Below are 13,115 nucleotides of genomic sequence, written 5' to 3'. Positions count from 1 at the left end.
CACGGTGCTGGACCCGAAGCCGATCGCCGCGACCGGCAACTACCTCGGCTTCCGCTGGAACTTCACCAGCGAGCAGGAGCGCGAGGCCTGGACCACCGCCCGCAAGGCGACCGCCACCGCCTACGGGAACCCGGTGACCAACACGGTCGCGATCGCCACCAAGGGCGTCTTCGCCGAGGCTGTCCTGGGCCGGGCCAACTCGGCCGAGAAGATCGACCTGACCCGGTTCTGGAACTGGAAGGACTCACCCATCCAGATCACCCCGGCCGACATCGCCCCCGTCTCCACCGCCTCGCGCGCGCAGAACCTGGACACCAAGGTCGTCCCGCTGGGCGCCTCCGAGGCCAGGTTCACGCCGATGGTGGCGATGCCCGACCCGGCCGCCCTGCAGACGGCGCAGGCCATCGCCACCGCGAACCTGTTCCGCGACATGAGCGGCATCAACACCGTCACCCAGGTGCTCACCAAGGGCATCGAAGCCGCCGCGAGCAACGACAAGGCCGCCGGCGAACGCGGCCAGGAGGCCCTGAAGACCGCCACCGAACACATGCAGAAGATGGCCCAGATGACGCTCGACGCCGCCGCCAAGGGGGCCGCGTCCGTGGCCACCGGCGGCGCCAGCAACCTCAGCGCCCTCGGCGGCATGATGAACCAGGGCGGCAAGGACGGCGCGGACAAGAAGTAGTCCAGCCGCACCACCCGGCCGCGGGGGCCGCGGCGACCCCCCGGCCGCGGCCCCCAGCACCCGAGGAACTGCACCCGCGGCCCGCCCCGACCGATTCGGGCGCGGGCCGCGGGCCGCGGGCCGTGGGTGCGGGGCAGGGGCGGTCGGCGGTCAGCGGTCGGCGGTCGGCGGTCGGCGTCGTGCGCGAGGCCGCAGACTGCCGGACGCGGTCAGCCGCGTAGTCGCACGTGAGAAACCCGGCGACGTCGGCGAACATCCCCGGGATACTGATCGCCCATGGATGAGATCGAAGTCGTCGTCGCCCATTCCGAGCGTGCGACTCTGCGCGTCGGCGATGTGTTCCTGAAGGTGGACGCCGATCAGGCGCGCATCGACGTCGAGGTCGAGGCGATGTCCCTGGCGCCGGTCCCGACCCCGGAGGTCCTGTGGCGCAAGCCGCCCGTGCTCGCGATCGCCGCACTTCCGGGGAGGACGCTTGGGCGCCTCGGTGGGCCGTCGACCGGGTCGCCGGCGGCGTGGGCCGCGGCGGGCGCCGCCATCCGGAGGCTGCACGACGCGCCGCTGCCGCCTCGGCCGGGCCGGGCCGGCCGGAGCGTCGTCGCGCTGGCGGCGGAACTCGACGACGAGTGCGGGTTGCTCGTGACGAACGGCGTCCTGCCCGCCGACCTGGTCGCCCGCAACCGCCGGGTCGCCGAGGCGGCACTCCGACCGTGGACTCCGGCGTTCACGCACGGCGACCTGCAGATCGCGCACGTCTTCGTCGACGGCGACGAGGTCACGGGCATCATCGACTGGTCCGAGGCGGGCCGGGGTGATGCCCTGTACGACCTCGCCACCTTCACGCTCGGACACGAGGAGCACCTCGACGACGTCATGGCCGGCTATGGCACCGACATCGACCTCGACCTCGACGTGATCCACGCGTGGTGGTCGTTGCGAAGCCTGCTGGCGGTTCGCTGGCTGATCGAGCACGGCTTCGACCCCTTCGCACCGGGCTGTGAGGTCGACGTGCTGAGATCCCGGATGTGAGGCTGCGCGCGCCTGACTGGCTCTCAGCGCCTGACTGGCTCTCAGGGAGTACCGGAGCGCGGTTCCGGCGTCCGCGGTAGGCGAGAACGAGCGGCGGGGTTCCGGGCGGCGTGGGTGCGGTCGTCGCCGGAGGGCCGCGGGCGCTGGGAGTCCTGCCCCGTTTGATTTGCGGCATCGGGCCGGGAGGCCGCCGGGCGCACGAGGCGGACCCGGATGTGACCCAGATCACATATGTCACGACACATGTGTCGTGTAATTTGTCCGATATGAACACTTCAGAGGAGATTTCGACCCTGGTCTTCGTCCCCTGCTTCTCCGGCGCTCCGTGGAGCGCCGAACAGCTCGCCCCCTACGGCCAGGCTCCCCAGCGCACGCTGCGCCTGCCCGAGGGCGTCGACGACATCGAGCGCTACGCCGACTACGTCCAAGACGCGGTCGCCGACCTCGACGACTACGTGCTGGTCGGCGACTCGTTCGGCGCGAACATCGCGCTCGCGCTCGCCACCCGTCGTCCGCAGGGCCTGCGAGCCCTGGTCCTGTCCGGCGGTTTCGCGGCCAACCCGGTCGACTCGAAGCCGTGGAAGGCCCTGATGCGGGTGATCGGCAAGGCGCGCGGCCCGCTCTACACGCAGCTGACACTGCGAGCCCACGCCCACCGCCTCGCCTCCCCGTTCGACGGCGAGGGACAGGTGCCCTGGAGCGAGGCGCGCAGCCGCGAACTGTTCCTCGTCAACACCCCGGCCGCCTCCTTCGGCGCGCGCGTGCAGGCCAGTCTCACCGCCGACTATGTCGACGTGCTCGGCCGGGTCCGGGTCCCGACCCTGATCCTGTCCCCCTCGCACGACGTGCTGATCGGCGAGAACGCCTCCAGGATCATGCTCGCGGGCATCCCCGACGCCCGGGAGGTCGTTCTGCCGCGCACCGGCCACATGTTCCGCTTCTCCCACCCCGCCACCTACGCCGCCGCGGTCGAGGACTTCCTCGCCGCCGCTCTGCCGGGATCCCGGGCGGGCGCGGGTGCGTAAGGCCGAACACCTGCGGTTCGCGATCCTGGCTGCCCAGCGCGAGGGCAACCGGCTGCTGATCCAGGCCCTCAAACCCCACGGCATCACCCCGTCGCAGGCCGAGGTGCTGCGTCTGCTCCAGCAGCACGGCACCTTGAGCCTGAGCGGGCTCGGACAGCTCCTGGTGTGCGAGAGCGGCACCAACCCCAGCCGGCTGGTCGACCGCGTCGTCGCGGCCGGGCTGGTCGAGCGCCGCACCGACGCCGAGGACCGCCGCTACCTCCATCTCAGCCTCACTCCCGAGGGCGAACGCCTGGCCACCGAGGTAGCCGGCATCGAAGAGTTCCTCTACACCTCGATGGACGCCGCCTGCGAGGGCCTGGACACCGACGCGATGCTCGCGTTCCTGCACAACTTCATCGACCCCCTGCCCTCGGGCAAGGCCCTCAACAAACGCCTCGACCTCGACTGACGCAACGACCGCACGGGCCTGCCGACCGCGCGCCCAGCGAGGAGCGACCATGCAGTTCGACAACACCCTGACCATCAACGCGCCCATCAGCGAGGTCTTCGCCTACCTCGCGCGGCCCGAGAACCTCCCACGCTGGAACTACGCGCTCGACCGCACCGAGCAGACCTCCCCCCTGCCCTCCTGACCTGGATGCACCCCTGCACTCCTGACTGTCCGCTCACAGACGTCCGGCAGCGAAGGGGATGGTGTCGAAAAACGACTATCCGTCTACCGTCACCGGGAGCGTACGGCGGCCTCCAGGGCCTCGTGGACGGTCCTCGAGGGGTGGCCGATGGTGGCTTCCAGGGTGGGGTCGGTGACGTCGAACTCGCCGTTGCGCGATGCGGCGAACATCGTCAAGGCGAACTCCGCGGCCGGCCGCGGCATCCCGCCGGCGACTGCCGCGGACGTCCACTCGTCGTCGTCCAGGAAGACTCGGGTGATGGTCCGGCCGGTGATGCGGCTGAGGATGTCGGCGATGTCGGCGAAGTCCAGCGTGCGGGGGGCGGTCAGCGGCGGGGTGATCCCTTCGAGTGCTCCCTTGCCGGTCTCTTCGGTCAGGGCGGCGGCCGCGGCTTCGGCCAGGTCCTCGTGGGCCGTCCAGGACACCCGGCCGTCCTGCGGCACGGCGAGCGTGCCCGTCTCCAGCGCCGCGCCGATGTAGGGGCCCAGGGCGGAGGCGTAGAAGCCGTTGCGCAGGGCGGTGTAGGGCACTCCTTGCTGCTTGAGGTGCTCCTCGGTGGCCGCGTGGACCTTCTGCGGGGGGAAGCGCGATGTGGGGGAGGCGGCCTGGTGGCTGGTGTACAGGATGCGCCGGGCGCCGGCTTCCCGCGCCGCGTCGATGGCGGCGGTGTTGGCGGTCAGCGCGCCGGCGCCCCGGATGGCCGCGGAGACGACCAGGACGCGCTCGGCGCCGTCGAAGGCGTGCTGCAGGCTGGCGGGTTCGGTGAAGTCTCCCGCCCGGACTCGGACGCCGCGCTCGGCGAGGTGGGCGGCCTTGTTCACGTCGCGCACACTGACGCCGATCCGGTCGGCCGGTACCCGCTCCAGTAGGCGGTCGACGATCAGTGCTCCGAGGTGGCCGGTGGCTCCCGTGACGATCAGCATCGGTGGCTCCCATCTGTGTTTCCAACGGAACGGAAATTACGATAACACTGGTACTGCCGTTGGGTGCAAGCACAGGCGTTCATCCGGCGGGCGATCCCATGCTCCGTTGGTGTCATGGGGGTGGGTCGTATACAGCCGAGTGTGCCGATACCGGTGATATCAGCGATAACATCGCCGGTCATGCGTGCGCGATACCATCGCCCCCATGGCACAGAACACGCAGCGGCGAGACATCACCCGGGACCGCATCGTGAAGGCCGCGGCCGGCCTGCTGCGCGACCAAGGGCCGGCCGCGGTGACCACGCGCCGGGTGGCCCAGGAGGCCGGGCTGCAGCCCCCGGCCCTCTACCGCCTCTTCCAGGACAAGGACGAGCTGCTCGACGCCGCCGCGGACCACGTCTTCGCCGAACACGTCGCCGGCAAACAGACCACCGCGCCCTCGGACGACCCGGTGGAAGACCTCCGCGCCGGCTGGAACACGCAGATCGGCTTCGGCCTGGCCAACCCGTACGTCTACGGCCTGCTGCTCGACCCGGCCCGCGCACGCGACACCCCGGCCCAGGCCGAGGGCGTGCGGATCCTCGCCGAGCGCGTGCACAGAATCGCCGCCGCCGGACGGCTCCGGGTGAGCGAGGAACGGGCCGTCAACCTCATCCGCTCGGCGGGCATCGGCACCGTCCACACCCTGCTGACCCTGCCACCAGGGCAGAGCGACCCGCACCTGGCCGACGCCGCCTTCGACGCGATCGCCCGCGCCATCCTCGTGGACCGGCCCGCCGTCCCCACCCAGGACCCGGCGGCCGTCGTCGCGGCCTTCCGCACCCTCCTGCCCGAACTGCCCACCCTCAGCACAGCCGAAGCCGCGCTGCTCGACGAGTGGCTGCAACGCTGACCCGGCACCGCGCCACGGGCCCGGCCGCGACGACGAGCGGCCACGACGGCCGACGGCACTCGTGATCACGGCCGAGCGGGAGGAGGAACCGTTCACCCCGTCCGCCCGTCATCTCCACGGGGACTGCACGTACTTGACGCCCCGACAGCTCGTCATCGCCGAGGTCCGAGGAGATCCATGGTCGACACCGTCAACTCACTGGCCACCCGTCTTCACGACGTGCTGGTGGAACTCCTGACCAAGGGAGCCGCCGTGGCGGGCACCAGGGGCCTCCACGACGTCATCGCCCGTGCCGCGGCGCTCGGCCGCGACGGTGCGTGGCTCGCCGCCGCGGGCCACGCGAGTCTCGGTGGGCTGGCGTGCGCACAGGGGCAGGCGGAACCGGCCATCCTCCACCTCGAGGCCGCGGTGTCGGGCGGCTTCAACGACTGCGTGGTGCTCCACATGGCCCCCATGCTCCCGCTGCACCGGGACCCCCGATTCCAGGCCCTGTACCAGCGGATGCGCATCACCCCGGCCGACCTCGACGAGCTCTTCTGGCTGCACCGGGAAGCGCAGATCATGATGAGGGACGCCCAGCGAGCCGGCGTCGACAACATAGGCCGCCTCGACACCGGGGTGTCCCTGCTCCCGCAGGCCCCCATGCCGACCCGCGAACCGAACACCCTCGGCGTCCTGATCACCCGCATCGACGTCGCCGCGACCCAGACCGCACTCCAGCAAGCCGCCGTGAAGGCGGACCTCCAGCGCAGCTCGGGCAATGTCAGCCTCAGCCTCATCGACGACACGTGGGACTACTCCCGGGCCAGGCGCGACGCCTGGCACGCCGACGACCTGGAATCCCACCGCCTGCAGGCCGGCGCGGCCCGGGCCTTCGTCGAACGCCCCGGCGTCGGCACTTTTCTCATCCCCTGCCCGCCGCTGGGCTCGATCACCTACCCGGGCTGAGGGCGGCCGCACGCACTGGGCGAGACCGCGACGCCCCCGCCGGCCCGGCCGGCGGGGGCCTCGGCGGACACTCAGGCCTTGGTCAGCCAGTCCTCTTCCAGACCGTCGAGGACGAACCCGTTCTCGAAGCGCACCCGGTATCTGATCCGAGCGCCGACTGCGCCGTCGAACGCTCCGTGCCGGATGACCTGCTGACGGAGGTCCTCGACCAGGTGGGCCGCGAAGCCGTCGAGCCGGGTGCCGCGGATCTGCTGATCGAAGCTCGCGAGGTGGTCCTGGGCCACGCCGCCGGCTTCCTTCGTCACGCCCGTGACGACGCCCCCCAAGCCCTCGGCCAGGAACAGCGGACCGGGGACGCCGGTCCTGGCCGCTGGGTCGCCTGAGGTGACCTGCGTGTCCCTGGTCAGCTTCACCTTCGCGCCGGTCTCGTACGGCATGGGTGTACCCCCCTCGGTCGATCTTGGCCATGACGACGGTGAGCGTAGTCGAGATGCCTTGGAGGGAAAGGGTGTTCGGCAGGACCAGGAGCCCACGGCTTGTTTTGCCCGGGCGGGCGCCCGGTTCGGCGCCCGCCCGGGGTGGTGTCAGGACTGCTTGCTGCTGCAGCGGCGCAGGCTCAGCACGCCGAAGGCGGTCCCGGCCACGCCGACGACGATGCCCACGATGCCCAGTGTCCGGGCGGTGCTGTCGGACGAGGACGAGGACCCGCCCGCCGCCGGCGCCGCCTGCGAACCGGCCGCCGCCGCGTGGTCGCCGTCGCCGCCCGCGGCGGCCTTGGTGAGCGCCAGGACCGGGGCCGGGTGCTGCGGCTCGGCCTGGCCCGGGGTGCTCTCGTCGATCCACCGCACGACGTTGCCGTCGTCGTAGGTCTGCAGGGCCTTGAAGACCAGCTTGTCGGTGTCCGTGGGCAACGGGCCGAGCGAGATCCGGAAGTCCTGGAACTGGCCGGGGGCGATCTTCGTCCCGGCGCCCGCGGTCCAGGTGATCTTGGAGACGGCTTCGGTGATCTCGTCGCCGTCGTCGGTCTTGATCGGGCTGGCGAGCTTGGTCTTCTCCGTCGTGTCCGTCCAGCCGGGGATCGGCTCGGTGGCGACCGAGGCCACCGGGTGATCGGTCGGCAGCGCGACTTCGAGCTTGGTCGTGGAGGCGGTGTCGCTCTCGTCGGGCACGCGACCAGGCATACCTGGATCGGTAAGCCCAGGCTGTTCGACTCTGCGAGGCCCAGGGGTGCTGCCGAAACTGGTGAACATCTGCTGTCGGAACTCGCGAACACAGCCGTCGAGGCAGATGCGCTCCACGAAGGCACCCCCGAAGATGTACCGCAGATGTACCGCTTGACGATGTTGCCGGCGTAGTCGGTCAGTCCGGTGGTCAGGGTCTTGAGGCGTCCCTCGCGTCCCGCGATCGCGTCGTCGGTCCAGCGGTCGCGGGGTGGGCGTCGTCAGCGCCGTCCTACCCGGCGCAGGGAGGGCAATGAGCCGGAACCGGCCATCCCGCCCCACAGCCGCGGCCATCACCACCCGCCCCGACGGGCCGTCATGCCGGGTCGAGCGCCGCCTCGATCTTGCGGGGGACATCCGCGGCGGCGGACTCGGCAGCGCGGCGACGGCGGTAGTAGTGCACGGTGAGGATGCCGAGCAGCGGCCCCCAGGCGGCCAGCGGCCAGTACGACGCGTAGAAGACGAACGCCTGCCAGCCGTGTGAGCCCACCCCGGGGTCGACGCCGCCGTCGATCCTGCGACCGAAGGAGATCATGGTCATCGCGTACGGCCAGAGCAGGGTGTTGAACGTCGCGCCGAGGCCGGCCGGGATGACCGCGGCGAGGATCGGCACCCGGCGGCCGCCCAGCCAGGGGATCCACCGGGGCCACACCTCGCCCCACCCGCTCACCAGACCGACCGCCAGGAACGCCAGCGCCTCACTGACCGCGCTCAGCCCGATGACGTACCACCATTCGAAGCCGAACCAGTCCGGCGGCGGGCGGCCGTCGCTCGGGGCATCCATCAGCGGGATCCGGAGGTCGACGCTCAGGACCCGCCAGAGCCCGGCGGGCAGTACGGTCAGCGTGATCGCGTAGGCGACCCGCACCGCCCAACGGGGCACTCCAGCCGCTGTCCGGCCGTGCAGCCCTGCCAGAAACGAGCGAGCGGTCATGAGGGGTCCTCCCGGTCCGGACGCCCGGTCGGCGCGGACGGTCTCTTCGTCCGCCGATCCCGTCAGCGCACCTTGCTGAATCGAAGATCGCAGCGAGGGGAAGGACGGCACATCCGCCCTGAGCACGGAGCGGCTCACCCTCGCGGGGGAGGCCGACCCCTGAGGAGTAGGAGGCCGAAGAGGCGTCAGCCGGCGTCAGTCGATGTGCCAGGCCACGGCGTAGGGCTGGGTGAACTTGGTGATGCGGTGGGCGCGGACGACGATCTCGGCGTCGCCGGCCGGGATGCCGTCCCAGTGGACCTGTTCGACGTTGTTCGCGCGGTCGAAGCCGGGGTCGGTGCCCATGTTTCCGTGGCGTTCCGTGCCGCCGGCGCGGACGATCAGGTCGAGGTCGTTCTGCAGGGCGGCGCCGGGCGGGTCGGTCCAGACCAGGGTGATCTTCAGGGTGTGGCCGGCGTCGGGGACGGGGACGTGGAAACTGCGTTCCTTGTCCTGCTCCAGCTCCGCCTCGTCGACGAAGCCCGCCCGGCTGCCCGCCGGGTTGCCCGCCTGGCCGCCGGCCCCCTCGCCGTTGCCCGGGAGGGCTGAGAACCGAGCCCGCCACGTGGGTGCCGTGGCCCTTCGGGTCGCCCGTCCGGTCGGGGCCGGTCCGGCCGAGGGCGGTCAGGCGCTTCACCCGGCCGATCGGGTACGGCGTGTAGCAGGCGAGGCCGCATCGGTTCGTGTGCGGCGCCGGGGGAGGTGCGGTGGTTCGGGTGTCGGCACCGGGATCCCGGCCCGGGCGGCCGTGCAGCCGCAGGTATCCGGCGGCGGCCGGGTTCAGACCGCCGGGGTCAGGCCGCCGGCGTCGGACCGGCGGGTTCAGGCGGAGTGCAGGGTGATCAGGCGGACGGCCGGGGCCGAGACGACCTGCACCGTTTCGGTGCCCGGCAGGCGCAGCTTGGCGAAGCCGCCCTGGAGGGAAACCAGTGCCTGCGGTACCGAGGAGGTCGGCTTGCCGTCCGCGTTCACCACCGTGTAGCCGGCGACCAGTTCGACGGACGCCTCGTTCCAGTCGTCACTCATGCCTTCACCTCGGGGAAGTCCAGTTCCGGACGCGCCAGGTGGTTGTAGTAGTTGGAGAGCGTGTTGAGCGCCACGTGCGCGACCACCTCGCCGGCTTCCGCGTCCGTGACGCCGGCCGCGCTGATCAGGGCGCGGGTCTCGTCGCTGATCTGTCCGCGGGTGCGGATGAGTTCGCGGGCGAGCGTCAGCAGGGCCCGGGTGTGCGGGTCGGTGTCCGTGGCGTCGCGGGTGGCGAGCAGTTCCTCGTCGCTCAGCCCCAGTTTGCTGCCGCGCAGGGAGTGCGCGCTGACGCAGTAGGTGCAGTCGTTCTCCTGGGCGACCAGGAGGGCGAGCTGCTCGCGGACCCTGGCCCGCAGCACGCCGCGGGTGAGCTGGTCGCGCATCGCCAGGTAGCCCTCCAGGGCGGCCGGCGCCTCGGCCATGGAGGCGTAGAGGTTGGGCACGCGTCCCAGCTGTCGCTGGACCCGATCGAGCAACTCGTCCTTGTCCACGGATCCTTGCATGACGTCCCCCGGTGTGTTTCGACCCCTCGAAGACGGTACCGATCGGTACCGACAGCAAGACGGTACCGATCGGTACCGTTTGGCGTCAAGAGTGGTTGGGGGGTCGGATCGGTTCCAAGGCGGCCAACGCAAGGGCGCGCCCACCCGATCGCGCAGACCCGGCCGGCCGACGGTGAGCGCCAGAGCCCATGTGATGTGCGTCATGGGAACCGGCTTGAACTGTCGCACCAGATAGTGGGCGTGGACTATTCGGATCCAGAGATACGGACTCGGGTGCGTGCCGGTGACCGGGACGCGTTCGGGCAGCTCTTCGACGCGTACGCGCGCTCGGTGTACAACCACGCGTTCCGGCTGACCGGGGAATGGTCGGCGGCGGAGGACGTGATGTCGCTGACCTTCCTGGAAGCATGGCGTCAGCACGGCCGGGTCAGCGCCGAGGGCGGGTCCCTGCGGCCCTGGCTGCTGGGCATCGCCACCAAGCTGGTCAGCAACCAGCGCCGGGCCGCCCGGCGGCACTGGCAAGTGATGGCCCAATTGCCGCCCGTGCCCGAGGGCCTCCCCGACTTCGCGGAGGAGGTGGCTGGGCGGATCGACGACGCGGCGCGGATCGCCGCCCTGCAGGAAGCGTTTGCGCGGCTGCGGCGGCCGGACCGTGAGGTGCTGGCCCTGTGCGTGTGGGCGGGCCTGGACTATCTGGAGGCCGCCGAGGCCCTCGGCGTACCGGTGGGCACGGTCCGTTCCCGGCTCTCCCGTGCCCGGGCCAAGCTGCATCGCCTCACCGAGGCGGCCGCCCGCAAGACTCCGCGGAAAAAGAGGGAACCCGACTTCGCCCCGCACCAGATGAAGAGTGGGCCCGCGACCGCGGGTCTGTCCCCCCAGGAGGCACACCAGTGAACGCCGACCAGCGGCCGGATCCGGTCGAGCGCGCCGAACTGCTCGGGCGACTGCCCGTGCCGGCCGAGCGCGACCTCCCGCCAGGACGCCACGCCCTACATCGGGAGCGCCTGATGAGCCGGATCGAACTCGACACCCCCGCCACCTCGCCCACCAGGCAGCCCGCCAGGCCGCGCTTGCGACGACGGCTGGCCTTCACGCTCGCCGGTGCCCTCGCCGTGGGCACGGCTGTGGCGGGCGTGACGCTGTACGACCGGGCGAACAGCGGGCCGCTGAGCTCCGTCGAGCTCTCCAGCTGGACCAGCACCCCGACCCCCGTGGACACCTCCACCGGCCGGGGCGCCTCCACCCTGAAGTGGTGCCTGGAGGGGATGCCGGGCGCCGGCGAGCCCGTCACGATCACCAACGCGGACCTCCGCGGCAAGGTCACCTCCATGGTGGTCGCCCGCGGTGGCACCGTGATGCTCTGCTACGTCGCCTCGAAGAACAGTGGGCTGTCGATGGCGGTCGGTGCCGTGAAGCCCGTTGCGCGCGATGTGATCACCTATGACACGGGCGGCTCCCACGGCAGCGGTTCGGCGACGTTCAACTACGCAGAGGGTTTCGTCGGAGCCGACGTCAAGGCGGTAACCATGAAGGACGCCGGGCGAACCTTCGAGGTCACCGTGCAGGACGGCCGCTGGACCGCATGGTGGCCCGGCTCCGACCACAACAACGGTGGCGTGCCGGAGTCGGTGACCCTCACCCTCGCCGACGGCACCACCCGCACGGTCACCGGGGACTCGCTGTTCCCCAAGTAGGCCAAGTAGGCCAGGTCGGCCGGTGGCTCACCGCGCGAGGCCAAGCAGGGCGGTGGTAGTCGCTCGGCAACGGTGATCACGTGGCAGGGCTGTCCGGGGCCCCGGCCCCGCAGTGGCGGCCTCGATGACGAAGACCTCGGACGACCTGGCCGGGCGGTCGAGGGCGTGCTCCGCTTCGCCGTTTACCGCGTCGCCCGCGCCGTGGTCGACGTCCGCCAGGGGGCAGGCCCTCGACAGCTCCCAGGAAACTCCCAGAAAACGGCAACCGAACGGCCGTTCCATGCTGTCTCCCATGCGACCGGGCACACGGGCCCGGGCGGCACAGAAACCGGGCACGAACGCGATGAACCTGACTGGCAGTCCCTTCCTCGTCCTCACCGTCGTGCTGTTTGCGGCCTCCATAGCGCTGGCCATGGCGCAATGGCTGGGCAGAGGACCCCTCTTGGGGGCGGGACGTACGGCGCAACGACGGCGCACGCCGCTGCGCGCGCTCTCCTACCTCGGCACCGTGCTGCTCTGCCAGTTCACCGCCGTGGCCATGGTCTTCGTGATCGTCAACGACGAGAACCAGCTCTACGACAGCTGGGGCGACCTGCTGGGCACCGCCAGCCACGTCCGGGCCGTGCCCGTGCCTCCGAAGGACGAGGGCCTGGCCGGCGAGGGTGCCGCCGGCGGCCCGTCCGGCTCCCACGCGCCGAAGGTGGCGCAGGCCTTCCACGCGCCCGACTCGGACGCGGTACCCCGCAACGTGAAGCAGGCCGACCTCAAGGGCAGGCTCTCCGGCGTCGACGGCGAGGTGCTGGTCTGGACGCCGCCGCAGTACGACGACCCGGCCTACAAGGACAAGACCTTCCCGGTGGTCGAACTGCTCGTCGGATACCCCGGATCCTCCAGCGCCTGGTTCGGCGACACCATGGACGCGACCAAGCAGCTCGAACCCCTCATGAAGTCCGGTCAGGTGACGCCGTTCATCCTGGTCTCACCACGCGTCACCCTCCTCGGCGGCACCGACACCGGGTGCGCCGACATCCCGGGCAAGGTCAACGCCGACACCTGGCTCTCACGGGACGTCCCGCAGATGATCGTGGACAACTTCCGCGCTGACACCACCGCGGACCGCTGGGCCCTGTCCGGCTACTCGGCCGGCGCCCACTGCGCCCTGCGCCTCGCGCTCTCCCACCCCAACCGGTACCGCGCCGCGATCAGCATGTCCGGCTACAACGACCCGGCCGGCGAGCCCGACTCACTGACCGCCAAGGACCCGAAGCTGCGCGACAGCGCCAACCCGCTCCACATCCTCACCCATGCCGCGACCCCCCCGAACGTCGCGCTCTACGTGACCGGCAAGCGGGGCGACGGACTGGAGGACGCGACCGCCCTCCAGCAGGCCGCGAAGAGCCCGACCACCGTCACCCCGTTCGAGACCACCGGCGCGCACCTGACATCGACCTGGAAGCCGCTGGTCGTCCCGACCTTCAAGTGGCTGACCGGGATCATCCCGCCCCGCTGACGACGGCCCGGCC

16 protein-coding genes and 1 pseudogene are annotated in these 13,115 nt (G+C 71.3%); 10 read left to right on the top strand and 7 right to left on the bottom strand.

Annotated features, from left to right (window positions below; all coding sequences use genetic code 11):
- From ACIBEC_RS38145 to ACIBEC_RS38125, 5 genes and pseudogenes are all read left to right on the top strand, one after another.
- Nucleotides 1-685 (top strand): annotated as a pseudogene (locus tag ACIBEC_RS38145) (hypothetical protein); the annotation flags it as partial.
- 276 nt (nucleotides 686-961) lie between these two features.
- Nucleotides 962-1,714: a phosphotransferase gene (locus ACIBEC_RS38140; protein WP_360509686.1), complete on the top strand. Its 753-nt coding sequence runs from the start codon at nucleotides 962-964 to the stop codon at nucleotides 1,712-1,714.
- A gap of 266 nt (nucleotides 1,715-1,980) precedes the next feature.
- Nucleotides 1,981-2,739: an alpha/beta hydrolase gene (locus tag ACIBEC_RS38135; RefSeq protein WP_360509688.1), complete on the top strand. Its 759-nt coding sequence runs from the start codon at nucleotides 1,981-1,983 to the stop codon at nucleotides 2,737-2,739.
- Nucleotides 2,732-3,190 (top strand): winged helix DNA-binding protein, encoded by a 459-nt coding sequence (locus ACIBEC_RS38130; protein ID WP_360509690.1) that lies wholly within the window; start codon nucleotides 2,732-2,734, stop codon nucleotides 3,188-3,190. Before ACIBEC_RS38135 ends, ACIBEC_RS38130 begins: the two co-directional genes overlap by 8 nt.
- Nucleotides 3,191-3,239: 49 nt before the next feature.
- Entirely contained in the window at nucleotides 3,240-3,374 is a 135-nt protein-coding gene (locus ACIBEC_RS38125; protein WP_360509691.1) for an SRPBCC family protein, read from the top strand.
- Nucleotides 3,375-3,463: 89 nt separating this feature from the next.
- Here ACIBEC_RS38125 and ACIBEC_RS38120 read toward each other — a convergent pair whose 3' ends face one another.
- Nucleotides 3,464-4,336 (bottom strand): NmrA family NAD(P)-binding protein, encoded by an 873-nt coding sequence (locus ACIBEC_RS38120; RefSeq protein WP_360509693.1) that lies wholly within the window; start codon nucleotides 4,334-4,336, stop codon nucleotides 3,464-3,466.
- A gap of 205 nt (nucleotides 4,337-4,541) precedes the next feature.
- On the opposite strand from ACIBEC_RS38120, the gene ACIBEC_RS38115 reads away from it, so the two are divergent.
- Together ACIBEC_RS38115 and ACIBEC_RS38110 are read left to right on the top strand one after the other, a co-directional pair.
- Nucleotides 4,542-5,228, top strand: coding sequence for a TetR/AcrR family transcriptional regulator (locus tag ACIBEC_RS38115; RefSeq protein WP_360509695.1), 687 nt, complete (start codon nucleotides 4,542-4,544; stop codon nucleotides 5,226-5,228).
- Nucleotides 5,229-5,405: 177 nt separating this feature from the next.
- Nucleotides 5,406-6,176 carry a hypothetical protein gene (locus tag ACIBEC_RS38110; RefSeq protein ID WP_360509697.1) on the top strand — a complete coding sequence of 257 codons (771 nt, stop codon included), beginning with the start codon at nucleotides 5,406-5,408 and terminating at the stop codon, nucleotides 6,174-6,176.
- A 71-nt stretch (nucleotides 6,177-6,247) separates the two neighbouring features.
- Here the strand turns inward: ACIBEC_RS38110 and ACIBEC_RS38105 are convergent, their stop codons facing one another.
- The 6 genes from ACIBEC_RS38105 to ACIBEC_RS38080 form a co-directional block, all read right to left on the bottom strand.
- Nucleotides 6,248-6,613 (bottom strand): hypothetical protein, encoded by a 366-nt coding sequence (locus ACIBEC_RS38105; RefSeq protein WP_360509699.1) that lies wholly within the window; start codon nucleotides 6,611-6,613, stop codon nucleotides 6,248-6,250.
- Nucleotides 6,614-6,760: 147 nt separating this feature from the next.
- Nucleotides 6,761-7,357, bottom strand: coding sequence for a YcnI family protein (locus tag ACIBEC_RS38100; RefSeq protein WP_396289995.1), 597 nt, complete (start codon nucleotides 7,355-7,357; stop codon nucleotides 6,761-6,763).
- Between the two features lie 355 nt (nucleotides 7,358-7,712).
- Entirely contained in the window at nucleotides 7,713-8,330 is a 618-nt protein-coding gene (locus ACIBEC_RS38095) for a hypothetical protein (RefSeq protein ID WP_360509703.1), read from the bottom strand.
- A gap of 195 nt (nucleotides 8,331-8,525) precedes the next feature.
- On the bottom strand, nucleotides 8,526-8,675 hold the full coding sequence (locus tag ACIBEC_RS38090) for a hypothetical protein (protein WP_360509705.1): 150 nt from the start codon (nucleotides 8,673-8,675) through the stop codon (nucleotides 8,526-8,528).
- 516 nt (nucleotides 8,676-9,191) lie between these two features.
- Complete coding sequence (locus ACIBEC_RS38085) at nucleotides 9,192-9,395, bottom strand: hypothetical protein (protein WP_360509708.1); 204 nt, start codon at nucleotides 9,393-9,395, stop codon at nucleotides 9,192-9,194.
- Nucleotides 9,392-9,898: a carboxymuconolactone decarboxylase family protein gene (locus ACIBEC_RS38080; RefSeq protein WP_360509710.1), complete on the bottom strand. Its 507-nt coding sequence runs from the start codon at nucleotides 9,896-9,898 to the stop codon at nucleotides 9,392-9,394. Before ACIBEC_RS38080 ends, ACIBEC_RS38085 begins: the two co-directional genes overlap by 4 nt.
- A 261-nt stretch (nucleotides 9,899-10,159) precedes the next feature.
- Between ACIBEC_RS38080 and ACIBEC_RS38075 the strand changes: the two genes are divergently transcribed.
- From ACIBEC_RS38075 to ACIBEC_RS38065, 3 genes are all read left to right on the top strand, one after another.
- Nucleotides 10,160-10,792 carry an RNA polymerase sigma factor gene (locus ACIBEC_RS38075; protein WP_360509725.1) on the top strand — a complete coding sequence of 211 codons (633 nt, stop codon included), beginning with the start codon at nucleotides 10,160-10,162 and terminating at the stop codon, nucleotides 10,790-10,792.
- Nucleotides 10,789-11,592 carry a hypothetical protein gene (locus tag ACIBEC_RS38070; protein ID WP_360509712.1) on the top strand — a complete coding sequence of 268 codons (804 nt, stop codon included), beginning with the start codon at nucleotides 10,789-10,791 and terminating at the stop codon, nucleotides 11,590-11,592. The genes ACIBEC_RS38075 and ACIBEC_RS38070 overlap by 4 nt, the downstream gene beginning before the upstream one ends.
- Nucleotides 11,593-12,034: 442 nt before the next feature.
- Entirely contained in the window at nucleotides 12,035-13,102 is a 1,068-nt protein-coding gene (locus ACIBEC_RS38065; protein ID WP_360509714.1) for an alpha/beta hydrolase-fold protein, read from the top strand.
- Nucleotides 13,103-13,115 lie beyond the last annotated feature (13 nt).

The sequence above is a fragment of the Kitasatospora sp. NPDC051164 genome, assembly GCF_044455625.1.
GTDB lineage: Bacteria > Actinomycetota > Actinomycetes > Streptomycetales > Streptomycetaceae > Kitasatospora.
This window is presented reverse-complemented; position numbering and strand designations above follow the sequence as displayed.

Coding starts and splice junctions, on each gene's coding strand:
- ACIBEC_RS38140 (WP_360509686.1), top strand. CDS start 962: ATGGATGAGATCGAAGTCGTCGTCGCCCATTCCGAGCGTGCGACTCTG.
- ACIBEC_RS38135 (WP_360509688.1), top strand. CDS start 1,981: ATGAACACTTCAGAGGAGATTTCGACCCTGGTCTTCGTCCCCTGCTTC.
- ACIBEC_RS38125 (WP_360509691.1), top strand. CDS start 3,240: ATGCAGTTCGACAACACCCTGACCATCAACGCGCCCATCAGCGAGGTC.
- ACIBEC_RS38120 (WP_360509693.1), bottom strand. CDS start 4,336: ATGCTGATCGTCACGGGAGCCACCGGCCACCTCGGAGCACTGATCGTC.
- ACIBEC_RS38115 (WP_360509695.1), top strand. CDS start 4,542: ATGGCACAGAACACGCAGCGGCGAGACATCACCCGGGACCGCATCGTG.
- ACIBEC_RS38110 (WP_360509697.1), top strand. CDS start 5,406: ATGGTCGACACCGTCAACTCACTGGCCACCCGTCTTCACGACGTGCTG.
- ACIBEC_RS38105 (WP_360509699.1), bottom strand. CDS start 6,613: ATGCCGTACGAGACCGGCGCGAAGGTGAAGCTGACCAGGGACACGCAG.
- ACIBEC_RS38100 (WP_396289995.1), bottom strand. CDS start 7,357: ATGCCTGGTCGCGTGCCCGACGAGAGCGACACCGCCTCCACGACCAAG.
- ACIBEC_RS38095 (WP_360509703.1), bottom strand. CDS start 8,330: ATGACCGCTCGCTCGTTTCTGGCAGGGCTGCACGGCCGGACAGCGGCT.
- ACIBEC_RS38090 (WP_360509705.1), bottom strand. CDS start 8,675: ATGGGCACCGACCCCGGCTTCGACCGCGCGAACAACGTCGAACAGGTC.
- ACIBEC_RS38085 (WP_360509708.1), bottom strand. CDS start 9,395: ATGAGTGACGACTGGAACGAGGCGTCCGTCGAACTGGTCGCCGGCTAC.
- ACIBEC_RS38080 (WP_360509710.1), bottom strand. CDS start 9,898: ATGCAAGGATCCGTGGACAAGGACGAGTTGCTCGATCGGGTCCAGCGA.